Here is a 23,049-nt window from a genome sequence, read left to right as displayed (position 1 = left end):
TCTCTCCGAGTATCTGTACGACCGCGAGGTCCGCTCAGCGCGCGTCGAGCGCAGCGCGGATCGGCGCGAGGAATTCGCGGGCCCTGCCGACGGCCTCTTCGGCGGAGCCGGCACCGGCAAGGCGATCGACCAACGCACTGCCAATCACCACGGCATCGGCGAACTCGCCAATGGCACGGGCGCTTGCCGCGTCGCGAACCCCAAAGCCCACCGCTACCGGCGCCTTGGCACGGGAACGAATATCCGCGACGCGCTCGGCGATGTTCGCGGTACTCAACTGAGCCGCCCCCGTGATGCCGGCGAACGAGACATAGTACAGGAAGCCCGAAGCGGCCTCGCAAAGCCGCGCCAGGCGGCTCTCGGCGGTCGTCGGCGAGGCGAGCAGGATCTGGTCGAGCCCCGCCTTGCGAAGCGCGTCCAGCACGTGTGACTCCTCGAGCGGGCAATCCACCATCAGGATGCCATCGACTCCGGCTTCGATGGCATCTTCGGCGAACGCCGCGTAACCGTACATTTCCACCGGATTGAGATACCCCATCAGGACGATGGGGGTCTCGGCGTCGGTCTCACGGAAGGCAGCGACCCAGGCCAGCACGTTGGACAGGCCCACACCGTGGGCAAGAGCGCGTTCGCTCGCGTGCTGGATCACCGGGCCGTCGGCCATCGGATCAGAGAACGGCACGCCCAGCTCGATCAGGTCGGCGCCGGCAGCAACGAGACCGTGCAGCAGCGGCACGACGTGGTCGGGCGACGGATCGCCCGCTGTCACGAAGGGAATCAAGCCGGTGCGCCCGGCGGCCTTCAGCGTCGCGAAGCGACGTTCGATGCGGTTCATCAGAGTTCGATTCCTTCACGCGCAGCGATGGTATGCACGTCCTTGTCCCCGCGTCCGGAGAGGTTGACGAGAACCAGACCGTCCTTCGGCAGTTCACGGGCCAGCTTGATCGCCTGGGCGATGGCGTGGCTCGATTCCAGCGCGGCGAGGATGCCCTCGGTGCGCGCCAGGAGATGGAAGGCTTCCAGGGCTTCGTCGTCGGTGATACCGACGTATTCGGCGCGGCCGGCGTCCTTCAGGAACGCATGCTCCGGTCCGACGCCCGGATAGTCCAGACCGGCCGAGACGGAATGCGTTTCCACGATCTGCCCGTTGGCATCCGACAGCACATAGGTGCGATTGCCATGGAGCACGCCCGGCTTGCCGGCGGCGAGGGACGCGGCGTGACGGCCGGTCTCGATGCCATCACCCGCGGCCTCGGCACCGACGATGCGGACCTCGCGATCGTTGAGGAATGCATGGAACAGGCCGATGGCGTTCGAACCGCCGCCGACGCACGCCGTGATGACGTCGGGAAGACGGCCGAACTGCTCGAGCGTCTGCGCGCGCGCCTCGCGGCCGACGATGGCGTTGAAGTCGCGCACCATCTGCGGATACGGATGCGGGCCGGCTACGGTGCCGATGATGTAGAACGTGTCGGCGACGTTGGTGACCCAGTCGCGCATGGCCTCGTTGAGAGCATCCTTCAAGGTCTTCGATCCGGAGGTGACTGGCACGACCTCGGCGCCCAGCAGGCGCATGCGATAGACGTTGATCTTCTGCCGCTCGATGTCCACCGCGCCCATGTAGACCACGCATTTCAGCCCGAGCCGTGCCGCAACGGTGGCACTGGCCACGCCGTGCTGGCCCGCACCGGTCTCGGCGATGATTCGGGTCTTGCCCATGTGCCGCGCAACGAGCGCCTGCCCCACGGTGTTGTTGATCTTGTGCGCGCCGGTATGGTTCAGATCTTCGCGCTTCAGCACGATACGCGCGCCGCCGACGTGTTTCGACAGTCGCTCGGCGTGATAGACCGGGCTGGGCCGGCCCACGTAGTACTTGAGGTCGCGATCGAGTTCGGCGATGAACGCCGGATCCTTGCGCAGCGACTCATAGGCCGCGGTCAGTTCCGCAAGGGGCTCCATGAGCGTTTCGGCCACATAGATGCCGCCGAAGTCACCGAAGCGCCCATGGGCGTCGGGCCAGGCGTGAAAATCCGCGATCTCGGTCATGTGTGTCTCGTACCTGCTGAAAGCTGCGTTACACGCTGGGGACGGCGCGTACGGCGGAAATGAAGCGTTCCATCTTATCCCGATCCTTGATGCCCGGCGACGACTCGATACCGCTGGAGACGTCCACCGCCCAGGGCCGGGCGACCCGGATGGCCTCGGCGACGTTGGCAGGCGTAAGCCCGCCTGCGAGCACCAGCGGTTGCGCAAGATCCTGCGGCATCAGCGACCAGTCGAAGCGCTGGCCGCTGCCGCCCTGCTCGCCCAGCCCGTGCCCGTCGAGCAGGAGCCCGGCCGCACCGGGGTAGTCGTGAAGCCTGGCAAGGGCGCGTTCACCCTCGCCCATGGCAATCGCCTTCAACCAGCGCACGCCGTATGCCGCGCATTCGGCCGCGGTTTCCACACCATGGAACTGCAGCATGTCCGGGCGCAGCACACGAACAACTTCCGCCACGTAGGCGGGTTCATCGTCCATCACCAGCGCCACCACGCTCACGAAGGGCGGCACGGCATCGCGCAGGCGGGCGGCGGCTTCGGGATCGACGAAGCGCTTGCTCTTGCGGGTCAGGACAAAACCCACTGCGTCGGCACCGAGTCGCGCAGCAAGCTGCATGTCGTCCACGCGCGTGAGCCCACAGCACTTGATCCGGGTCATAGCGTCACTTCCTTCGGCAGACCCCAGTGCGCTTCGTAAAGCGGACCGATGAAGGTCAAGCCTTCGGCTGGCGCGGTGGCGCCGGCGACCTCGCGGTCACGCCCCGCCAGCAACTCGGCCATCCAGCCGACCGGCTTCTCGCCCCGGCCTATGGGCAACAGCGATCCGACGATGTTGCGCACCATATGGTGGAGGAAGGCGTTGGCCTCGATCTCGACGACGACATGGATGTCATCGCGGAATACGCGAATCGAGCGCACGTTGCGTCGCGCGTGTGCGGCCTGGCAAGAAATGGCACGGAACGCAGAGAAATCGTGTTCGCCGACGATCGCCTGCGCTGCCTCGTGCATGGCATCGACGTCGAGCGCGCGACGTTCCCACGCGACGAAGCGGGCATCGAGCGCGGGGCGCACGAAACGCGGCAGGATGCGATAGCGATAGCGCCTTGCACGCGCGGAAAAGCGTGCGTGAAAGTCGTCGGCCACCGGTTGCGCCCAGGTCACCGCCACACTGTGCGGTAGGTTGGAGCAGGCACCGAGAATCCAACCGCGCATGTCGCGCACCACGTCGGTGTCGAAATGCACCACTTGGCAGCGTCCGTGAACCCCGGCATCCGTACGCCCGGAGGCCGTGACTTCGACCGGGCCGTGCGCGACAAAGCCGAGCGCTTTTTCGAGCGCGCCCTGCACGGTTGTCGCGTGGCTCAGCCGCTGCCAGCCGAGGAAATCGGTGCCGTCGTATTCGACGCCTAGGGCGATGCGCATGAAGGTTCAGGATGGTGCGGAAACCGGAAAGGGTACCACCCGTACGTCAGCACGGGCCTTTTGGATGCATCCAGGGGGGGCAGAAACAAAAAACCCGGCGAGGGACATCGGTCCCACCGCCGGGTCTGTCTTGCGCGCCGCAATCTTAGAGCGGCGCTGGATCAGGCGATGCCGTCGAGAATGCGCTTCGCCGTGTCCTTCTGCATCTGCGAGCCTTCGGCCAGCACTTCGTCCAGCATCAGGCGCGCGCCTTCTTCGTCGCCCATGTCGAGATAGGCGCGTGCAAGGTCGAGCTTCGTATCCACGGGATCGTCGCTGAAACTCTCCGGACCATGATCCGTGAGCGGCTCCTCGTCGGGGAAGGTCGGTTCGTCGAAGTGCGGCACCGACGCCACGGCATCCAGTTGCGGCTGCGGCGGCACGCGTTCGTGCTCTTCGTCGAACGACCAGGTCGGGCGTTCTTCCGCCTTTTCTTCCGCCAGGATCTCGCCGAAGGCCGGCGTGGCGTGCGGCGCGGCATACGGCGACTCGGGAGCGTCCACGTCGAATACGTCCGGGGCATTCGGGCGGTGTTCCGCCTCGGTGCGCTGAACCGGCGTCAGGTCGAAGTTGAAGTGATATTCGCTGTGCTTCTGCGGGACCGGTGCGGCCGGACGCGCGTCTTCGGGCTCGGTGACGTAGTTGCCGAGGTCGAACTCCTCAAGCGCTGCCACCTCGTCCGGATCGTGCGAGCGGGCCGCGGTATAGCCTTCTTCCTCGTACGGCTCGTCGATCTCGTCCACCGGTACGCCACCGAACAGCGGGTGGCTTGGCGCGAGATCCTCGCCCATCATCACCACCTCGCGCCATTCCGGCTGCTCGGGATCGGCGATGTGAGCGAACATCGCTTCCGCCGCGGCTTCGAAATGCTCGACGTCGCGACGGCCGTAGTAAAGGCTCACCAGTTCCAGGTGCAGGCCCACGTCGTCCGGATGTTCGGCCAGCGCGTCGAGGATCTCGCGCTGGTCCTGATCCATCGTATCGGTGTGCTCGAATTCGCCGAACGTGTGCTCCTGGCCGAAGCGGTCCGCGAGCGAGCTGCTCGCGACGGCCGGCGCGGCCTTCGGCTTCCGCCGACCGAACACAGCGGCGACGAGCAACAGCAGGATGACGATCGCACCGCCGCCCCAGGCCCACGGCTGCATGTACCACGGGTCTTCTTCCACCACCGGCGCGGGCGTGGGTGCCACGGGCTTCGGAGCCACGGCAGCAGGAGGCGGAGTCGCGGTGGCGGCTGGCGTTGCCGCAGGCTCCTTGAGAGGCGAAATGGCCACCGTGGCGCCCGGCGCGGGAGCGCTGGTCGCTGCGGCGGCCTGTCCGGCCGTGCTGGCGGCAGCCGGTGCAGGCGTCGCGACCGGTGCGGGTGCCGCCGCAGCCGGCTGCGTCGCGGAAGCCACCGTAGCGGCAGCGGCTGGTGCGGCGGCGGGTTTGCTGCCCTGCTTCTGCGCGTCGGCCAGCTTGCGCTGAAGCTCGGCGATTTCGGAATCCTTGAGGCTCAGCAGACGCTGGTTCTTCGCATTCAGGTCTTCAAGCTCGCCGATACGCGACTTCAGCTCTGCGCCTTCCTGCTTGAGGGACGCAACGCTCTCCTTCGACGTGGCCAGTTCCTGGCGCAGACCGGCGATCTGCGCGTCGCCCGTGCCGCCCTTGGTGCCGGCGCGCGTGGACGCAGCGTCACCGCCCTCCTTGGCCGGCACGATGGCGAGGCGGTCGCTCTTGGGCGCGGGGGCCTTCGCATCGTTCTGCGCGGCTCCGGTGGATGCGCCGTCGGCGACGACCGAAGGCGCACGCGCCGTGCCCGCACGCCAGCTCTCGTTCTGCCGGCGCACTTCGGCCAGCGCGGCGGCGCCGCTTTGCGCCTGGATCTCGTCGGACGACGGGATACGCAGGATGGCACCGGTCTTCAAGGCATTCATGTTGTCGCGGTAGAAGGCATCGGGGTTGGCCTTCTGCAGCGCGACGAGCATCTGGTTCATGTCCGCGCCGCCGGCGTGCTGGCGAGCGATGGTGGACAGGGTCTGGCCGCGCTGCACGGGGCCATAGGTACCGCCTTGTGTCGCCGCGGCGCGCGGTGCGGGCTCCGCGTGCGGGACCGCTTCGGCACGCGACGCAGGCTCGGCACGTGCCGGCTTCGACGCTTCGGCAGTCGGCACGCGCGCAGGCACCTCGGAGGTGCGCGATGGACGTGCGGCAGGCGCTGCCGGTGCAGATGCCGCCGCGGCGCCCACCGGGGTGCCCGGCGGGTCGAGCAACATGGTCACTTCGCGCACGACCTTGTTGCTTCCGGAGGAGACTTCCACCAGGAAATCGAGATAGGTGTCGCGCACCGGCGCGGCGGAGGTCACGCGGACCACCGGCTGGCCTGCCGCATTCTTGGCGACCGCAAAGCTCAGCGGCACCGGAAGGGCGGAACGGTTCAGGCCCGCGCGGGCGAAGGCTTCTTCCGAGGCCAGCGCCACATGGACGTTGTCGAGATTGCCCGACACGCCGGTCAGCGGAATGTCCGCCATCAGCGGTTGGTCCATGGTCGAGCGCATCTGGACCGGACCCAGATTCTGGGCCAGGACCTGGCTGCCCCATGTCGCCAGCGCCAGCATGATCGAAAGCTTCAACGTACGGTTCATTACTGCTTTCCCCCGAACTAAATCCATGCCGGCGGCGCGCCTCTATCGGGCGGTCGGCCGCGAAGGCGCCACTGTAGTGCACCCCAGCAACAACTAACAATAGCGACTACGGATAGTTACGCGACAACGTTAAGTCGTTCGCGAGGCCCGTACACGCCCCCCTTACATGTCGGTCCACCCCTAGTGGCCCTGCCCTGCCTCCAACTGTCGACGCAGCTCGGCGATCTTCCGATCGCGTTCTTCCAGCTCGCGCTGGGCGGCCTGCGACGCGGTCTCCAGCGTCGCAACCTTCGACTTCAGTTGGGTGACCTCGGTGTCCTGCCGCTTCACTTGGCCGCGCAACGCCTGCAACTGGGCCTGCGTGGCGGCCGGGTCCACGGGTGCCGCGGCGGCTTGCTGCGGCGGTGTCGCCGCCGACGCCAGGGGCGCCGACAACGCGAGCAGGCCGGCAAGCACGACGCGTACGGTCATTACAGGTAGTCCTCGATCAGGATCTCGGCGATCTGCACGGCATTCAGCGCCGCACCCTTGCGGATGTTGTCCGCAACGATCCACAGATCGAGGCCACGTTCGTGCGAGATGTCGTCACGGATGCGACCGACGAAGACCGGGTCCTTGCCCGCCGCGTCGCCCACCGGCGTGGGATACCCGCCCGCCTTGCGCTCGTCCTGCACGACGATGCCCGGCGCCTGCTCGAGCAGTTCGCGCGCGCGCTCGGCACTGATCTTGTCGCGCGTCTCGATGTGCACGGCTTCGGCATGCCCGTAGAACACGGGGACGCGAACGGCCGTCGGGTTCACCTGGATGGAAGGGTCTTCGAGGATCTTCCGGGTCTCCCAGACCATCTTCATTTCTTCCTTGGTGTAGCCGTTGGCCTGGAATTCGTCGATATGCGGGATCACGTTGAACGCGATCTGCTTCGGGAACTTGACCGTTTCCACTTCCTGGAAATTGAGCATCTGGGCGGTCTGCTTGCCCAGTTCCTCCATGCCGCTGCGACCCGCGCCGGACACGGACTGATAGGTGGCAACGTTGATGCGCTCGATGCCCGCCTCACGATGGATCGGCGCCAGTGCCACCAGCATCTGCATCGTGGAGCAGTTCGGGTTCGCGATGATGCCGCGCACGGTGTAGTCGGCAATGGCGTGCGGGTTGACCTCGGACACCACCAGCGGAATGTCGTCCTGGTAGCGAAACTCCGAGGTGTTGTCGATCACGACGGCACCCGCAGCGGCCGCACGCGGCGCGTGCTCCCGGCTGACCGAGCCGCCTGCGGAAAAGAAGGCGATGTCCACGCCGTCGAAGTCGTATTTGGCAAGATCCTGGACGACGACCGGTTTTCCGTTGAAGTCGATCGTACCTCCCGCCGAGCGCTCGCTCGCCAGGGGCACCAGTTCGCTCACGGGGAAGTCCCGCTCGGCGAGGATCGACAGGAGGGTTTCACCGACCGCGCCGGTCGCACCCACCATGGCTACCTTGTAACTCGTCTTCTTGCTCATGCTTCGCTTTTGTCAGGCGTGGGAAAACAGGTCAGCTGGCGTCGGCCAGCACACCCGGATTGAGGATCGTGGGCGGCCGGCCGGCGTGGGGACCATGCCCGAACGCCGCCAGCACATTGTCCACAGCCAGCGCCGCCATATCGCGACGTGTGTCGCGGCTCGCGCTCGCGATGTGCGGACTGAGCACGATATTGTCCAAAGCGAGCAGGCTCGGATGCAGCGCGGGCTCGCCTTCGAACACGTCGAGCGCCGCCGCGGCGATCGTCCCTCGCGCCAGCGCCCGGGCCAAGGCAATATCGTCGACGACGCCGCCACGGGCCACGTTCACCAGCGTCGCGGAGCGCTTCATCGCCTGCAGTTCGGCCTCGCCGATCGCGTGGTGGCTCTCCGGCGTATAGGGAACGACCAGGATGAGGTGATCCGCCCCCGCCAGGAGCTGCGCCTTGTCCACATAGGTGGCGGCGCAGGCCTGCTCGACCGCCGCGGGAAGGCGCGAGCGATTGTGATAGATCACCCTGGCGCGAAATCCCACCGCGCGACGCGCGATGGCCTGGCCGATACGGCCCATGCCCAGGATGCCGATGGTCTTGCCGTGCACGTCGGTACCCAGCCAGCCTTCGAAACGGGAGCCATGCCACTGCCCCGCCCGTAGCCAGCGCTCAGCCTCGCCCACACGGCGCGCTGCCGCGAGCATCAACGCCCAGGCGTAGTCGGCCACGGTTTCGTTGAGGACATCGGGCGTATTCGACGCGCCGATCCCGGCCGCGGAGAGCGCCTCGATGTCCAGGTTGTTGTAGCCCACGCCGAGATTCGCCACGAAGCGCAGCCGCTTGGCCTGGCGGATCGCCGCGGCGTCGATGCGCTCGGCGAGCCCCACGATGGCGGCGTCGGCATCGGCCAGCCGTGACGCGAGGTCGGCCGACGAGAAGCGCTGTTCTTCGCTCTCTGCGTCCACCTCGAAGAAGGGCCGCAAGCGATCGACGATGTCCGGAAAGAAAGGCCGGGATACCCAGACGCGGGGCTTGCTCATGACTCGCTCCGGACCGTGCCGGGAATATGCGGGGGCACGGCGCCGACGTCGCCGCACTGCGCGCGGTGGCGCAGGGCCTGATCCATCAGCACGAGCGCGAGCATGGCCTCGGCGATCGGCACCGCACGAATACCGACGCAGGGATCGTGGCGCCCCTTGGTCACCACCTCGGTGGGCTGGCCGGCCCGATCGACGCTGCGTCCGGGCACGAGGATGCTGGAAGTGGGCTTGAACGCCATCGACACCACGACTGGCTGGCCTGAGGCGATGCCACCGAGAATGCCGCCCGCGTGGTTGGAGAGAAACCCGTCGGCGGTCATCTCGTCGCGGTGCTGCGTACCACGCTGCGCCACCGCGGCAAAACCGTCACCGATCTCGACGCCCTTTACCGCGTTGATGGACATCATGGCCGCGGCGAGTTCGCCGTCGAGCTTGCCGTAGATCGGCTCACCCCACCCGGCCGGCACGCCATCGGCGATCACCGTGACCTTCGCGCCGACCGAATCGCCCGACTTGCGCAAGGCGTCCATGTACGACTCCAGCTCCGGCACCTGCGCCGCGTCCGGCCAGAAGAACGGATTGCCCTCGATGGCATCGGCATCGAAGCCGCGCGGCACGAGTTCGCCGATCTGGGCCACGTGGCCGCGCACGGACACGCCATGGTGCTGCGCGAGCCATTTCTTGGCGATGACGCCGGCCGCTACGCGCATTGTGGTTTCGCGCGCCGAGGAACGTCCGCCGCCGCGTGGATCGCGAATACCGTACTTCTGCGCGTACGTGTAATCGGCGTGGCCGGGGCGGAAGGTATCGAGGATGTTGCCGTAGTCCTTGGAGCGCGCGTCCGTGTTACGGATCAGCAAGGCAATGGGCGTACCCGTAGTCACGCCCTCGTACACGCCGGAGAGGATCTCGATCTCGTCGGCCTCCCTGCGCTGCGAGGTATGCCGCGAGCGACCGGTAGCACGGCGTTCCAGATCGGCGCGGAATTCTGCCGCGTCGAGCGCCAGCCCGGGCGGGCAACCGTCCACCACGCACCCGATCGCCGGGCCGTGGCTTTCGCCGAAGGTAGTGACGGAGAGGAGCTTGCCGAACGTATTGGAGGACACGGTGCTTCCGATGGGTCAGTTTCGTGCGGCGCGAAGGGCGGCGATGTCCGCGGCGTGTTCGACGAGATCGCGCCGTTCCAGCGCGAAGATGCCCATCGGGCCTACCTTGAACTCGAGCCACACGAAGGGCACGCGGGGCAGCAGCTCCACCAGCGCACGTTCACTGTCGCCCACTTCCACGATCAGCAGGCCATCCTCGCTGAGGTGATTGGCGGCCTCGTCGAGGATGCGCAAGGTGATGTCCAGTCCATCATCCCCGGAGGTCAGACCGAGGACCGGTTCATGGCTGTATTCGGCCGGCATGGCGGCATATTCGGCATGCGTCACATAAGGCGGGTTCGAGACGATGAGGTCGTAGACCTCGCCCTGCACGCCGGCAAAGAGATCGGACTTGACCGCCCGCACGCGATCTTCGACATGTTGGAAGACGATGTTCTCGTTGGCGAGCGACAGCGCGTCGTCACTGACGTCGACCAGATCGACCTGCCAGTCCGGGTTGTACTCGGCCATGGCGATACCGATGCAACCCGAGCCCGTGCAAAGGTCCAGCGCGCGTTCCACGTGGCGGTCGTCCAGCCAGGGCGTAAAGCCGCTCTCGATCAGTTCCGCGATGGGCGAGCGCGGCACCAGGGCGCGGCGATCGCTCTTGAACTTCAGGCCGGCGAACCAGGTCTCGCCGACCAGGTACGCCACCGGCACGCGCTCCTCGATCCGCTTTTCGATCAGGGCAAGGATGGCCTCGCGCTCTTCGGCCACGAGCTTGCCGGCGCCGTAGGCAGGCGGCAGGTCCGGCGGCAGATGCAGGGCCGCCAGGACCAGGTGCGTGGCCTCGTCGATCGGATTGTCGTGGCTGTGCCCGAAGGTCAGGCCGGCGGCCGAGAAGCGGCTGGCGCCGTAGCGGATGAAATCGATGATGGAGGACAGTTCGCTGGTCACGGAGGGGTATGTCGATGAGGCTGGCCCCTGAGTATAGCCGTCCGGGCACCCACCTTCGGCATGGCCCGCGCCGCGGGGCGCTGTCGTCCGGTGTACCGCTCGTGGATCGGGCAAGGGGCATCGGCCGTCCTGCCGATGGGCACCCGCGCCTGTCAGGCGTACATTCCGACCTTTCCGCGGGCCTGCGTCGCCCACACCACGGAGTCAGGCATGACAGGTTTCCTGCGCGCTCTCGCCATCTCGCTGCTGATGGCATCCGCCGCCCATGCCCAGGAGATGCACGACCACGGCATCCCCGAAAAGCTGGGCGACGTCTCCTTCCCGATCTCGTGCAGCCCCTCCGTGCAGAAGCCGTTCGACCGCGGCATCGCCCTCCTCCACTCCTTTGCTTATGGCCCCGCCCAGAAGGCGTTCGAGGACATCGTGGCGAAGGATCCGTCGTGCGCCATGGCCCATTGGGGCCTGGCGATGGTCTTCTTCCATCCGGTGTGGGCGCCTTCGCTGCCGCCCGACACCTTCGCCCGCGGCCGGGCGGAGGCCCAGGCGGCCGCACGACTGCCGACCTCGTCTCCTCGGGAGCGGGCGTATATCCACGCCCTGGGCCAGCTCTACCAGGACGGTAACGTGAAGCCCGGCCAGCGCACGCTCGCCTACGAAACGGCCATGGCGGCCGTGGCTCGTGACAATCCGAACGATGTCGAGGCACAGGTGTTCTACGCGGTCGCACTGCTGTCGAACGCCTCGATGGCCGACAAGACGCACGCGAAGCAGAAACAGGCGATCGCGATCCTCGATCCTCTGTTCCGCGCCCACCCCGACCATCCGGGTATCGCCCATTACCTCATTCACGCCTGCGACAGCGCCGAGCTGGCTCAGCTGGGCCTCCCCGCCGCGCGCAAATATGCGGACATCGCGCCGTCAGCACCGCATGCCCTGCACATGCCCTCGCACATTTTCACGCGACTCGGACTCTGGGACGATTCGATCCGCTCCAACCTCGCCTCCGAAAAAGCCGCCCGCGATCACGGCGACACCATGGGACAGCTGCACGCCATGGACTACCTCGTCTATGCGTACATGCAGACCGGCCGCGACGCCGACGCCAAGGCCGTCATCGCCGACCTGAAGCGCATGCACAACCTGGACATGGACGATTTCGCCATCGCCTACGCCGCCACCGCGATGCCCATCCGCGAAATCGTCGAACAAGGGCATTGGACCGACGCCGCATCGATCGCGCCGCCAGCCGGCGCGCCACCCTCGGTGGTCGCCATCGCGGAATGGGCCAAGGGTCTCGGTCTCGCGCGCAGTGGTCACCCTGACGAAGCACGTGCACAAGCAAAGCGCCTCGATCAGATCGAAGCCGAACTCAAGGCCTCCGGCGACGACTACTGGTCCGCGCAGACGGGTGTCCTCGCGTCCGAAGTGAAGGCCTGGGCCGCCCAGGCCAGCGGCGATGCTTCGGGCGCCGTCGCGCTGATGACCGATGCCGCCGAGCGTGAGGATCGTGTCGAAAAACGTCCCGTGACGCCAGGCCCGATCGTCCCGGCGCGAGAGCAACTGGGCGAACTCCTGCTCGCACAGAAGCAACCCGGACCCGCGCTCGCAGCATTCCAGAACGCGCTGAAGCAGGCACCGGGTCGTGCGGGCGCATTGCACGGCGAGAAGGCGGCAGAGGCGATGCACTAGCGCGTCGCCACGTCAGGCAGAAACCCGCGACTCAGGCGCTACGCGGACCGGGATCGCTCGTTGCCGGCTTGCCGTCCTCATGGTGGCCGGCAAAGCGGCGCAGATAACGTGGCGCACTGGGCGTGGTGATGGCGATGTCGTACCAGCCCGCACTGCGGGACAGGTCGAGCGGCACTGTCTGTGTTTGTCCTGCGGAGAAATCGACATCGCGAGCCGCCATGTTGCCGTACGCATCCACGATGCGCGCCGTCACACGTATCGCGCTTCGATTGGTGAGACGCACTTCAACGCTGCGCTTGCCGGAATTCCCTACCACGATCGCTTCCAGTCCATCGTCTGCAAACCCGCGCAGGTGGGCGTAGTAACCATTCGGACCGTGGATGCGACGGTCGTAGCCATCGCCTGCTTTCGCCAGCGGCCAGCGGTCTTCGATGCGCTTGCCGGCGCTCACGGCGTAACGACGTGGCGGCGCGTCGCGACGGAGTCCATCGTAGACGAGAAATGCTGCGCCGAGTTGGCCGTGATTGATGAAGGCAATGCGACTGCTGTCGGCATCCAGGCGATGCTCCAGCGTCCACGCGTAAGCGAGCGCTCGCGATGGGCGCGTGCCCTTCTCCTGCACAGGCAGGGTCTGCGGCTGTGGCACCGTAATCGCCGCCTTGCGCGTCGATCCGGCTGGCACCCCGAGCGTCGGCATGCGCGAGTCTGTCGTGCCGGCAAAATCGAACGCGCTGGTGAGGTCGCCGCAGATCGAGCGACGCCACGTGCCGATGTTCGGTTCCTCGACGCCGAAGCGCTTTTCCAGAAAGCGCAGCACCGACGTGTGGTCGAAGGTCTCCGAGCAGACCCAGCCGCCACGCGTCCACGGGGAAACCACGATCATCGGCACACGATTACCGAGGCCGACCGGCTGTTCGCCAAGCGGATCGCTGCCCGGCACGAGCGGCGATGAAATCCGCGGATGCGCGTCGAGGTCCATGATCTCGTCGTCCAGCCCCGCCAGGAGGTCATCGGACACCATGCCTTCCGCGTCTTCCCCACTTTCCCGCGGCGGCGCGGGCGGCACGACGTGATCGAAGAAGCCATCGTTCTCGTCATAGTTCAAGAACAGGACAGTGCGACTCCAGACCTTCGGGTTCGCCGTCAATGCCTCGATCACGCGGCGGATGTAGAACGCGCCATCGGCGGGCGATGAGGTGGGATGCTCGCTGTACTTGTACGGTGCGACGATCCAGGTCACCTGTGGAAGGCGATCGTGCAGCACATCGTCGCGCAGCTCACGTAGCGTGTGGTTCGACACGCCGTTACGCACGAGCGGTCCGTGTGGATCGGCGCCTTCCTTGACCTGATACTTCGCGAAGAACTCGAGCGAATTGTCGGTGTAGTTGTCGGTCGGCGAACCGGGATCGCCCGTGCCGCCCTGATAGACGCGCCACGTGACGCCGGCTTTTTCCAGGCGTTCCGGATACGTGGTCCAGGTGTAGCCATTGGCGTCGGGGCGCTCTTCGGTCCCGGGACCGTTATCCCGCGAGCCCAACCGCCCGGAGGGATCGGCGGTGCCGCTCCAGAGGTAGATGCGGTTGATGGCGGTGTCGGCCAGTGCGGAGGCGTGATACGCATCGCAGACGGTAAAGGCATCGGCCAGCGCGTAATGGAAGGCGGCATCTTCTCGACGCAGGTACGCCATCGTCAGCGCATCCTGCTTCTGTTCGATCCAGCGATCGTTGCGACCGAGGTTCCACGCGCCATGGCCGCTGCTCCAGCCGTGGTCGGTGCCCTCGTGGTGATCGCCGCAGGCGTGCGTATCGAGATGGAACGGATACACCCAGCCCACGTCGTCGCCGATGCCGCGGGCTTTCCAGACCTTGCTGCGCGCCGCCGTCACCGGTTGCTGCCATACCGGATCGCCGTTGCCCAGTTCCAGCACGCGCGGATCGGCAAAGCCGCGCACGCCGCGCAGTGTGCCGAAATAGTGATCGAACGAACGGTTCTCCTGCATGAGGATCACCACATGACCGACATCTGCGATGGTGCCCGTGCGCCGGTCGGGCCCGGTGGCGAGCGCGCGTGCTATCGCCGCCGGGAAACCTTGCGCAATCAGCGAGGCGGCGACGGTCGCGCCTGCAGCGTGGAGAAATCGGCGACGGTCGCGGGAAAACATGCGGATCAGCCCCTGGCGAGCGATTCGATGATGGCGGCGTGCAGCGCAGGTGTTGCAGCGGCGACGACGCGACCGCCACTGTCCAGACCGAGCGCGCGACCCTCCCAGTCGGTCATCACGCCACCGGCCGCTTCCACGACCGGTGCGATGGCGAGGTAATCGTAAGGCATGAGGTTGGCCTCGATCACGGCGTCGATGTGCCCGGCGGCCAGCATGCCGTAACCGTAGCAGTCGCCACCGAAACGGCGTGCATAGGCGGCACGACTCGTGCGGTCGAAACGCGCCCACTCGTCGGGCGTGAACATGTCCGGCGTGGTCGTGTAGAGCGTGGCGGTCGCCAGCGTCTCGCACGAACGAGTACGGCAAGGCACGCCGTTCATCGTCGTGCCGCGACCGGCATGCCCGATCCAGCGTTCGTCGAGCACGGGCATGTCCAGCACGCCCAGCACGGGCTGACCATGCCGCAGCAAGGCCAGCAGCGTGCCCCACAGCGGCCAGCCCGAAATGAAGCTGCGCGTCCCGTCGATCGGGTCGATCGACCAGACGTATTCGGCGTCCACGCGCGTTGCGCCGTACTCCTCGCCAAGCAGGCCGTGGGTGGGCCAGGCCAGTTCGATGCGCTCGCGCAGCATCGATTCCACACCCCGGTCCACGGCTGTCACGGGGCTCATGTCACCCTTTAGCGTCACGTCCACAGGACGACGGAACCGCGGTAGCGACAATGCACGCGCATTGTTGGCAATGGCCACGGCGAAGTCCTCGAATTCCTTCCGCTCGGCAGCGGACAACGGTTCCATCAACGACACTCCTGAGCGGGGGAGGCACGCGCGACTAGCGTCGGTACGTGTCGAAAGCATGACAAAAACGAAAATTCTCTGGTGGACGCATACGCCACAGGTTTGCAAATATACCCAAAACGCCACACAGGTGGGTGACACATGATCCTTCCGCGTAGCGCCTTCGACGACCGCGTCACAGGGTGAACCCGGCCATGCATCCATACCGCCACATCGGAAGCGTCATCGCGCTGCTTGCCGCCTGTGGCGTGGCTCGTGCCGGTACCGTCACCGTCTATTCCGCGCTGGAAAGCGATGAGATCGCCATCTATCTCGACGCGGCAAAGAAAGCCCTGCCCGATCTGGACATCCGCGTGCTGCGCCTGTCGAGCGGCGACCTCGCCGCACGCTTGCTCGCCGAGTCGGCGGAGCCGCGTAACGATGCGATCTGGGGCATGGCCGTGACCGACATGCTCGAACCGCATATTGCGGGGCTGCTTGCGCCGGTGCGCGGCCCGAACATCGATCGCATGCCGGCCGCGTTCCGCGCCACCGACGATCTCTGGTTCGCGCCCACGGGCTATCTCGCCGCACTGTGCGTGAACCGTGAGGCATTGGCCGAGCGCCATCTGCCCATGCCGCGCAGTTGGCGCGATCTCGCCTCGCCGCAGTACAAAGGTCAGGTAGCCATGCCGGACCCGGCATCGTCGGGTACGGGATACATGTTGATTTCGTCGCTGTCGGACGCCGGTCGCGATGCCGGCGGTATGGACTTGCTGCGCGACATCACGCGCAACGTGGGCCAGGTCACCTTGTCCGGATCGGCGCCGTGCAAGCTCGCGCGCATCGGTGAGTTTCCGATCGGTATCTCGTTCGCATTCTCGGCCATGCAATCCATCCGCCAGGGCTATCCGGTGACGATGGTGATTCCGGAAGGACGCAAGGGCTACGAACTGGAAGCGTCCGCGCTGATGAAGGGCGCAGCGCATGCAGACGATGCCCGACGCTTTCTCGATTGGACGGCATCGCCCGAGGCCGCTGCGTTGTACCGCGGCTTCAAGGAGATCGTTGCCGCACCCGGCAGCACGCCGAGCGCAGAACAACAACGGCAGGGCCTGCCTGCCGATCTCGTCGCGACGCTGCCCGCGCGCGATTTCGCCACCGCGGCGCGCGAACGTGCGGCGCTCATTGCCAGATACAAACGGCTGACGCGCTAGCGCGCGGCCTTGGGGGAGTTTGGGGACATGCACCTGCGGATCGACGATATCGCCAAGGCGTGGAGCGGACATACCGTGCTCGACGGCGTGTCATTCCATGCCCGCGAGAACGAATTCGTCTGTCTGCTCGGCCCAAGCGGCTGCGGCAAGACCACCTTGCTGCGCATCGTCGCCGGGCTGACCGCGGCGGACGCGGGGCGAGTGATCCTCGGCGATCGCGACATCACCGCGCTGCCCGCTCGCGAGCGCCGCATGGGCCTGGTCTTTCAGGCGTATTCGTTGTTTCCCGACATGACCGCCGCAGCCAACGTCGGCTACGCGATGCGTCTGCGTCGCGATCCTCCCGCGCGCATCGCGGCACGTTGCAGCGAACTGCTCGAACGGGTCGGGCTCGGTGGTCTCGGCGCACGCTTTCCGGACGAGCTCTCCGGCGGCCAGCAGCAGCGCGTGGCGCTGGCCCGCGCCCTTGCCACCGAACCGGCGATGCTGCTCCTCGACGAGCCGCTCTCCGCTCTCGACCCCGCCATTCGCGGACAGTTGCGCACCGAGATACGCCAACTCCAGCGCGCGCTCGGCATTCCGACGATCATGGTGACGCACGACCAGGAGGAAGCACTTGCGATGGCGGACACCATCGTCTGCATGAATCACGGCAGGATCGAACAGACGGGCAGCCCGCGCGATCTGTACGAACGCCCGCGATCCCGCTTCGTGGCCGAGTTCGTGGGCCGCGCCAACCTCCTGCCGACGGCCTTCGTGCGCGACGCGTTGCCCGGCTTTCTGGAACGTCGCCCACCCGGCAGCGAGAGCACGTACGAACTCTGCCTGCGCCCCGAGGATGTCGCGATCGAGAGCGATCCGCGCGGCGAGGCCGTGGTGGAAGACAGCGTGTTTCTCGGCAATCTCGCGCGCATCACGATCGCCTGGCGCGGCCGCAAGCTGCTGGTGGAACAATCCGGCCGCAGCGTCTTGAACCGCGGCGAATCCGTCGCGGTCGATGCCCTGCGCGGCGTATGGGTGTGCGCGTGAAACGTGCCAGCGTCGTGGGCATTCTCCTGCTGGCAGTGCCGCTGCTCTGCCTGCTCGTGTTCTTCCTGCACCCGCTGGCAACCGTGCTCCTGCGCAGCGTCACGGATGCGCAGGGTGCGTTCACGGTGACGAATTATCTTCGCCTGTTCGACGATCCCGGCTTGCCACGGGCGGCATGGCACAGTCTCGTTATCGGACTCGCGACCACGCTCTGCACAGTGTCGTTGGGGCTTTGTCTGGCGATGGCTCTCCATCGCTCCCGTCTCCCCGGCAAAGCACTCATCCACGGCGCGCTACTCCTGCCGATGCTGGCACCCTCGCTCGTCTTGGCACTCGGCCTCGTCTGCCTGCTCGGACGCAATGGGCTGGTGCATCGGCTGACCGGCCTGCCGACCGACATCTATGGCTTCTGGGGGCTACTCCTCGCGAACACGCTGTACGGGCTACCGCAAGCGGTCATCATCGTGTCTGCCGCGCTCGCACGCACCCCAGCTCGCCATTACGACGCCGCCGCCTCCATGGGCGCCACGCCGTGGCGGCAGTTCATCGACGTAACCATCCCCCGCGTGCGCTTCGCCCTGCTTGCGGCGGCTTTCCTCGTCTTCACCGAAACGCTCACCGACTTCGGCAGCGCGGTCGTGATCGGTGGCAGTTATCGCGTCTTGGCCGTGGAGATCTACGGCGAAGTGGTCGGCCAGCAGGATTTCGCGATGGGAGCGACGCTCGGTGTGGTGCTGCTGGCACCTGCACTGCTCTCGGTGTGGCTGGCACGGCTGGCGAAACGGCGACAGGACACGGGCGATGCGAGTCCGGGCCGTACGTTGGTGCCCGCCTCACACCCATGGCGGGATGTGGCGCTGGGCGGTGTCGCCCTGGCGACACTCCTGCCCATGGTGGGCGTCGTCGCCACGGTGGCGTACGTCAGTGTCGTCAAGCTATGGCCATACGACCGCACACTCACCCTTGCCAATTACACGGGCGGTATGCCCGATGGCTATGGCCCGGTAGCCACGTCGATCGGCATGGCGACGATAGCCGCTTGCGCCGGCGTGGTGCTGGTGTTCGCCCTGTCTGCAGGGCTCCGTCACGCGCCGTCGTTCATTGCAAAGCCCGTGCAGTTCATCGCGTCGCTGCCTTCCGCCGTGCCGGGCCTCGTACTCGGCCTGGGCTACGTACTGACCTTCAATCATGGGCCGTTGTCAGGCTGGCTCTACGGCAGCGTGGCGATCGTGGCGGCATGCAGCCTGTACCACTATCACGCGCAGGCCTTCCTCACGATGCAGACCGGCATGCGCCAGGTACCGCAGTCACTCGATGACGCGGTGGCGACATCCGGCGGGACGGCCTTCCGTGTGCTGCGTGATGCGGTCTGGCCGTTCGCCGCACCGGCCGCGATCTCCGCGTTCTTCTATCTGTTCATGCGCGCCATGGTGACGCTGTCGGGTGTGATCTTCCTGGTCACGCCCGAACTCGGGCTCGCGTCGGTCACGGTGATGCGCCTGGACGAAAACGGCTTTCTCGCGCAAGCGGCCGCGTATGCGATGTGCGTCGTGCTTGCCGGCGCACTCGCGCTCGGCGCCATGCGCCTCCTCCTCCACGTACTCAAGGACCGACGCCATGTGGCATGAAGAAAGGCATTCCCGTATCCGCGATCTGCTGCGCACCAGCGGCCAGGTGTCCGTGGAACGCATTGTCACGGAGCTGGGCGTATCGCGCGAAACGATTCGCCGCGACCTCGTCGAACTGGCCGAACGCGGTGAAATCCGTCGCGTGCATGGCGGAGCGGTGCTTACGGGCGACGAGCCGCCGATCGACGTGCGCCATGCCACGCGGGTGCGCGAGAAGCGCGCGATCGCGAAGAAGGTCGCCAGCCTCGTCGAAAGCGGGCAGACCGTTTTCATGGACGCCGGCAGCACCATGAACCTCGTCGCCGAAGCGCTCGCCACACGCAATGGCCTCACCATCGTTACCAATGCCGTGGACGTAGCCACCCGCTTCGCCGCGCGAAGCGGCAACGACGTGCATCTGCTCGGCGGTCGCTTCAATGCGCAGACGGGCTGCACGCAGGGCGCCGCCACGGTCGCCGAGATTGCGCGTTACCAACCGCACCTCGCGATCCTTTCGCCGGTCGGCATCGACGCCAAGGCTGGCGCGAGCAGCTTCGAGATGGAGGAAGCCGAAGTCGCACGGGCAATGTGTGCCAATGCGCGCCGCATCGTGATCGCGGCCGACCATTCGAAGATCGGCGTTCGCAGTCGCGTCGCCTGGTGCCCTGCCGACCGCATCGACGTGCTCGTTACCGACCGCCGCGCGGAGAAATCCCGCGCCATCGCCGCCATTCGTAAGGCCGTCGGCGACATCGCCTACGCCTGAAACAACACCGCGCCAGGAAGGCCGCATTACGCAATTGATTTGGATCGATTCAAAACCTTTCTATCACGCAAGCGCCTTTCCCCGGAGCATCCCATGAAACCCCGCCCCACCCTCCGACATACCGTCTTATGCGCCGCGGTCGCGGCGTCACTGTCCGGCGTTGCCTTCGGCCAGGCCACCACAGGCCGTATCGCCGGCCAGGCGCCAATTGCCGCCAATGAAACCGTGTTGATCGAAGGCAGCAACGGCCTCGTTCGCGAAGTACCTGTGGACGCACGCGGCCACTACGTCGCCGATTCGCTGCCGCTGGCAACGTACAAGGTTTCGCTGAAGTCCAGCGGCAACGTCGTCGATACACGCGACAACATCACCCTACGCGTGGGTGCCGCCACCGACGTGTCGTTCGACACGGCGGCCGGCAATGCGCAGCAGCTCGAAGGCGTGACCGTGTCGGCCACCCAGGTGCCGAAGATCGACGTCGCTACCGTTGCTTCCAGCACGGTCATCACTGCGGCCGACATGGCGCGTCTGCCGTTGCAGCGCTCGGCCGAGGCCGTGGCCCTGCTCGCACCGGGCGCCTCGCCGGGCTATACCGGCTTCAAGAATGCCTTCGGCGGCAGCCTGGTGAGCTTTGCCGGTTCGGCCGTCTCGGAGAACGCGTACTACATCAACGGCATGAACACGACCGATCCGCTCAGCGGCTTCGGTGGCGTAACCCTGCCCTACGGCGCCGTAGATCAGCAGGAAGTGCTGAGCGGCGGTTACTCCGCGATGTACGGCCGCTCGGACGGCGGCGTCATCAGCCAGGTCGGCAAGCGCGGCACCAACGAGTGGCATTTCGGTGCGCAGGTACTGTGGGAGCCGGACTTCGCGCGCGCCAGTGCGCGCAACATCACCTATGGTCACGACAATCCGGCACCGCCGGGCTCGATCAACCAGCGCAACGACCGCAACCACGAATGGAGCACGACGGTCAGCGCCTATGCCGGCGGCCCATTGATCAAGGACAAGCTCTACGCATTTGCTGCCGTGGAAATGGAGCGCAGCAAGGGCAACAGCATCGGCGACGTGAACCACGCGTACGACACCAAGTACACGTACAAGGATCCGAAGTGGTATGGCAAGCTCGACTGGAACATCAACGACAGCAACATCCTTGAGCTGACCGGCGTCAACCAGACCCACCGGTCCAACGGCAACAAGTACACCTACGACTACGACACGAATACGGTCGGCGATTTCGCCAGCACCGATTCCACCTATAAGACCAAGGCCATGGTCTATGTCGCCAAGTTCACCAGCTACATCACCGACGACCTGACGCTCACCGCGCTCTACGGCAAGTCGAAGCTCACCTACTACAACGAGCCGCCAGCCACGGGCGTCACCGGCCCGTTCATCGGCAACGTCAGCCAGCAGAACCCCGCGCTCAACGGCGGCACGCCGATCACCAACGGCCAGACGCTGGATACGATCGACAACCCCGATCATGAGTCCACCAACCGCAACCTGCGCGTCGATCTGAACTATAAGATCGGCAGCCACTCGATCACCGCAGGTATCGACAACCAGGACTCGCACGACATCGACGACGGCACGACCATCGGCGGCGATGGTTACGAGCTGTGGTACGCCAAGGGCGACAAGAACCTCAACATCAGCGACAGCCCGTTCGTGGACAAGCCGGCCAATTATCCCGGCGGCGAAACCGGCTACTACGGCTACTACCGCCACTACAACACGCTCGCCTCGGTGCGCGTGAAGCAGCGCGCGCAATACATCATGGACGACTGGCAGGTCACCGATCGACTGCTGCTCTCCCTTGGCCTGCGCAACGACCAGTTCACCAACTACAACCCGGCAGGCCAGCCGTACCTGAAGCTGACCAAGCCGCAGTGGGCGCCGCGCCTCGGTTTCAGCTGGGACGTCAACGGCGATTCCAGCATGAAGGTCTACGGCAACGCGGGACGTTATTTCCTCGCCATGCCGGCATCCGTTGCCCTGCGCACGTCAGCCGGCTCACTCGCGACCAATCAGTACTTTACCTACACCGGCATCGATGCCTCGGGCCTGCCGACCGGCGTGACCTTCATTCGGTCGGCCACCGGTGGTGCCGTGTCTCCCAACGGTGAGTACGGCCAGCCGCCCGATCCCAAGACGGTCAGCGCCAAGAACATCAAGTCGGAATACCAGGACGAGTTCATCCTGGGCCTGGACAAGCAGATCGATGCCGACTGGGTAGCCGGTGCGAAGGCCACGGTGCGCAAACTGCGCAACGCGCTGGACGACGTCTGCGACAACGGCGCGATCACCCGTGCCGCCGTCGCCCAGGGCGCCGACATCGACGCGGTGACGGTCGGCAGTTGCTACCTGTCCAACCCGGGTCGCGCGAACGTCTACCAGCTCGCCAACGCCAACGGCGGCTACACCAACGTCACGGTGACGAATGCGGACTTCGGCTTCAGCCACCTGAAGCGTAATTACTACGGCTTGGATCTGTACCTCTCGCATCCGTTCGATGGCACGTGGTCGGGCAAGGTCGATTACCTGTACTCGCGCAGCTATGGCAACACGGAAGGCCAGGTGCGTTCGGACGTGGGCCAGGGTTCCGTCGCGGCGTCGCGTGACTGGGATTACGCCACGCTCATGAACTACGCCAACGGTTACCTCGCCAACGACCGCAAGCACCAGTTGAAGCTATACGGTTCATACCAGATCGCGCCCGAGTGGCTGGTCTCGGCCAACCTGCTCATCCAGTCCGGCCTGCCAAAGTCCTGTTTGGGCCGTTATGGCGAAACCGAGAGCGATCCGTCCGGCTACGGCAGCTACTATCACTTCTGCTTCGGCCAGCCGTCGGCGTATGGTGCGAAGGGACGCGAGCCGTGGGAAGAACTCGTGGACGTGAACCTCGAGTACCGTCCGCTGTGGGCCGATCGCAAGCTGGCTTTCACCGCCTCGGTGTTCAACCTGCTCAACCAGCAGCGTTCGCAGCGTACGAACCCCGTGTCGGGCAGCAAGAACTCGGTGAACGACGGCTACCAGCAGGTCATCAGCTATACGCAGCCGCGTTACGCCCGCTTCGGTGTGACCTACGACTTCTAACGGGGA

General features: G+C 66.1%; 18 protein-coding genes. 6 read left to right on the top strand and 12 right to left on the bottom strand.

Annotated features, from left to right (window positions below; translation table 11 throughout):
• Positions 1-34: 34 nt before the first annotated feature.
• The 10 genes from trpA to prmB form a co-directional block, all read right to left on the bottom strand.
• Entirely contained in the window at positions 35-835 is an 801-nt protein-coding gene (gene trpA, locus BT115_RS00350) for a tryptophan synthase subunit alpha (protein WP_072320590.1), read from the bottom strand.
• The gene (gene trpB / locus BT115_RS00345; protein WP_072320589.1) at positions 835-2,046 is read right to left on the bottom strand and encodes a tryptophan synthase subunit beta; all 1,212 of its coding nucleotides are present in this window, start codon (positions 2,044-2,046) and stop codon (positions 835-837) included. Before trpB ends, trpA begins: the two co-directional genes overlap by 1 nt.
• Before the next feature lie 28 nt (positions 2,047-2,074).
• Positions 2,075-2,698: a phosphoribosylanthranilate isomerase gene (locus BT115_RS00340; protein WP_072320588.1), complete on the bottom strand. Its 624-nt coding sequence runs from the start codon at positions 2,696-2,698 to the stop codon at positions 2,075-2,077.
• Complete coding sequence (gene truA, locus BT115_RS00335; protein ID WP_072320587.1) at positions 2,695-3,462, bottom strand: tRNA pseudouridine(38-40) synthase TruA; 768 nt, start codon at positions 3,460-3,462, stop codon at positions 2,695-2,697. Before truA ends, BT115_RS00340 begins: the two co-directional genes overlap by 4 nt.
• Before the next feature lie 161 nt (positions 3,463-3,623).
• Positions 3,624-6,125: a FimV/HubP family polar landmark protein gene (locus tag BT115_RS00330; RefSeq protein ID WP_072320586.1), complete on the bottom strand. Its 2,502-nt coding sequence runs from the start codon at positions 6,123-6,125 to the stop codon at positions 3,624-3,626.
• 180 nt (positions 6,126-6,305) lie between these two features.
• Positions 6,306-6,596, bottom strand: coding sequence for a hypothetical protein (locus BT115_RS00325; RefSeq protein ID WP_072320585.1), 291 nt, complete (start codon positions 6,594-6,596; stop codon positions 6,306-6,308).
• Positions 6,596-7,624 carry an aspartate-semialdehyde dehydrogenase gene (locus tag BT115_RS00320; protein ID WP_072320584.1) on the bottom strand — a complete coding sequence of 343 codons (1,029 nt, stop codon included), beginning with the start codon at positions 7,622-7,624 and terminating at the stop codon, positions 6,596-6,598. The genes BT115_RS00325 and BT115_RS00320 overlap by 1 nt, the downstream gene beginning before the upstream one ends.
• 31 nt (positions 7,625-7,655) lie before the next feature.
• Entirely contained in the window at positions 7,656-8,654 is a 999-nt protein-coding gene (locus BT115_RS00315; protein ID WP_072320583.1) for a 2-hydroxyacid dehydrogenase, read from the bottom strand.
• A complete protein-coding gene (gene aroC, locus BT115_RS00310; RefSeq protein WP_072320582.1) occupies positions 8,651-9,760 on the bottom strand; it encodes a chorismate synthase in 1,110 nt (369 codons plus the stop codon). The genes BT115_RS00315 and aroC overlap by 4 nt, the downstream gene beginning before the upstream one ends.
• 15 nt (positions 9,761-9,775) lie before the next feature.
• A complete protein-coding gene (prmB, locus tag BT115_RS00305) occupies positions 9,776-10,696 on the bottom strand; it encodes a 50S ribosomal protein L3 N(5)-glutamine methyltransferase (protein ID WP_072320581.1) in 921 nt (306 codons plus the stop codon).
• A 210-nt stretch (positions 10,697-10,906) separates the two neighbouring features.
• On the opposite strand from prmB, the gene BT115_RS00300 reads away from it, so the two are divergent.
• Entirely contained in the window at positions 10,907-12,385 is a 1,479-nt protein-coding gene (locus BT115_RS00300; RefSeq protein ID WP_072320580.1) for a hypothetical protein, read from the top strand.
• A 31-nt stretch (positions 12,386-12,416) separates the two neighbouring features.
• On the opposite strand, the gene BT115_RS00295 is transcribed toward BT115_RS00300, so the two are convergent.
• Together BT115_RS00295 and hisN are read right to left on the bottom strand one after the other, a co-directional pair.
• Complete coding sequence (locus BT115_RS00295; RefSeq protein ID WP_072320579.1) at positions 12,417-14,546, bottom strand: phosphocholine-specific phospholipase C; 2,130 nt, start codon at positions 14,544-14,546, stop codon at positions 12,417-12,419.
• 5 nt (positions 14,547-14,551) lie between these two features.
• Positions 14,552-15,343, bottom strand: a complete 792-nt coding sequence (gene hisN / locus BT115_RS00290; protein ID WP_072320578.1) for a histidinol-phosphatase — start codon at positions 15,341-15,343, stop codon at positions 14,552-14,554.
• A gap of 194 nt (positions 15,344-15,537) precedes the next feature.
• Between hisN and BT115_RS00285 the strand changes: the two genes are divergently transcribed.
• The 5 genes from BT115_RS00285 to BT115_RS00265 all read left to right on the top strand — a co-directional run bounded on the left by BT115_RS00285 (position 15,538) and on the right by BT115_RS00265 (position 23,043).
• On the top strand, positions 15,538-16,539 hold the full coding sequence (locus tag BT115_RS00285; RefSeq protein WP_072320577.1) for an ABC transporter substrate-binding protein: 1,002 nt from the start codon (positions 15,538-15,540) through the stop codon (positions 16,537-16,539).
• Positions 16,540-16,566: 27 nt separating this feature from the next.
• Complete coding sequence (locus BT115_RS00280; protein WP_072320576.1) at positions 16,567-17,568, top strand: ABC transporter ATP-binding protein; 1,002 nt, start codon at positions 16,567-16,569, stop codon at positions 17,566-17,568.
• Entirely contained in the window at positions 17,565-19,196 is a 1,632-nt protein-coding gene (locus tag BT115_RS00275) for an ABC transporter permease subunit (RefSeq protein ID WP_218184701.1), read from the top strand. Before BT115_RS00280 ends, BT115_RS00275 begins: the two co-directional genes overlap by 4 nt.
• Positions 19,186-19,941 carry a DeoR/GlpR family DNA-binding transcription regulator gene (locus BT115_RS00270; RefSeq protein ID WP_072320574.1) on the top strand — a complete coding sequence of 252 codons (756 nt, stop codon included), beginning with the start codon at positions 19,186-19,188 and terminating at the stop codon, positions 19,939-19,941. Before BT115_RS00275 ends, BT115_RS00270 begins: the two co-directional genes overlap by 11 nt.
• Positions 19,942-20,034: 93 nt before the next feature.
• Positions 20,035-23,043: a TonB-dependent receptor gene (locus tag BT115_RS00265; RefSeq protein ID WP_072320573.1), complete on the top strand. Its 3,009-nt coding sequence runs from the start codon at positions 20,035-20,037 to the stop codon at positions 23,041-23,043.
• Positions 23,044-23,049: the final 6 nt, after the last annotated feature.

The sequence above is a fragment of the Luteibacter sp. UNCMF366Tsu5.1 genome, from assembly GCF_900119235.1.
Lineage (GTDB): Bacteria > Pseudomonadota > Gammaproteobacteria > Xanthomonadales > Rhodanobacteraceae > Luteibacter > Luteibacter flocculans.
This window is presented reverse-complemented; position numbering and strand designations above follow the sequence as displayed.

What these genes read in the sequence shown, in the direction of transcription:
- BT115_RS00330 (WP_072320586.1), bottom strand. Translation starts at nt 6,125, where the DNA reads ATGAACCGTACGTTGAAGCTTTCGATCATGCTGGCGCTGGCGACATGG.
- hisN (WP_072320578.1), bottom strand. Translation starts at nt 15,343, where the DNA reads ATGGAACCGTTGTCCGCTGCCGAGCGGAAGGAATTCGAGGACTTCGCC.
- BT115_RS00300 (WP_072320580.1), top strand. Translation starts at nt 10,907, where the DNA reads ATGACAGGTTTCCTGCGCGCTCTCGCCATCTCGCTGCTGATGGCATCC.
- BT115_RS00315 (WP_072320583.1), bottom strand. Translation starts at nt 8,654, where the DNA reads ATGAGCAAGCCCCGCGTCTGGGTATCCCGGCCTTTCTTTCCGGACATC.
- BT115_RS00320 (WP_072320584.1), bottom strand. Translation starts at nt 7,624, where the DNA reads ATGAGCAAGAAGACGAGTTACAAGGTAGCCATGGTGGGTGCGACCGGC.
- BT115_RS00295 (WP_072320579.1), bottom strand. Translation starts at nt 14,546, where the DNA reads ATGTTTTCCCGCGACCGTCGCCGATTTCTCCACGCTGCAGGCGCGACC.
- trpB (WP_072320589.1), bottom strand. Translation starts at nt 2,046, where the DNA reads ATGACCGAGATCGCGGATTTTCACGCCTGGCCCGACGCCCATGGGCGC.
- BT115_RS00265 (WP_072320573.1), top strand. Translation starts at nt 20,035, where the DNA reads ATGAAACCCCGCCCCACCCTCCGACATACCGTCTTATGCGCCGCGGTC.
- trpA (WP_072320590.1), bottom strand. Translation starts at nt 835, where the DNA reads ATGAACCGCATCGAACGTCGCTTCGCGACGCTGAAGGCCGCCGGGCGC.
- BT115_RS00285 (WP_072320577.1), top strand. Translation starts at nt 15,538, where the DNA reads ATGCATCCATACCGCCACATCGGAAGCGTCATCGCGCTGCTTGCCGCC.
- truA (WP_072320587.1), bottom strand. Translation starts at nt 3,462, where the DNA reads ATGCGCATCGCCCTAGGCGTCGAATACGACGGCACCGATTTCCTCGGC.
- BT115_RS00325 (WP_072320585.1), bottom strand. Translation starts at nt 6,596, where the DNA reads ATGACCGTACGCGTCGTGCTTGCCGGCCTGCTCGCGTTGTCGGCGCCC.
- BT115_RS00270 (WP_072320574.1), top strand. Translation starts at nt 19,186, where the DNA reads ATGTGGCATGAAGAAAGGCATTCCCGTATCCGCGATCTGCTGCGCACC.
- BT115_RS00280 (WP_072320576.1), top strand. Translation starts at nt 16,567, where the DNA reads ATGCACCTGCGGATCGACGATATCGCCAAGGCGTGGAGCGGACATACC.
- BT115_RS00340 (WP_072320588.1), bottom strand. Translation starts at nt 2,698, where the DNA reads ATGACCCGGATCAAGTGCTGTGGGCTCACGCGCGTGGACGACATGCAG.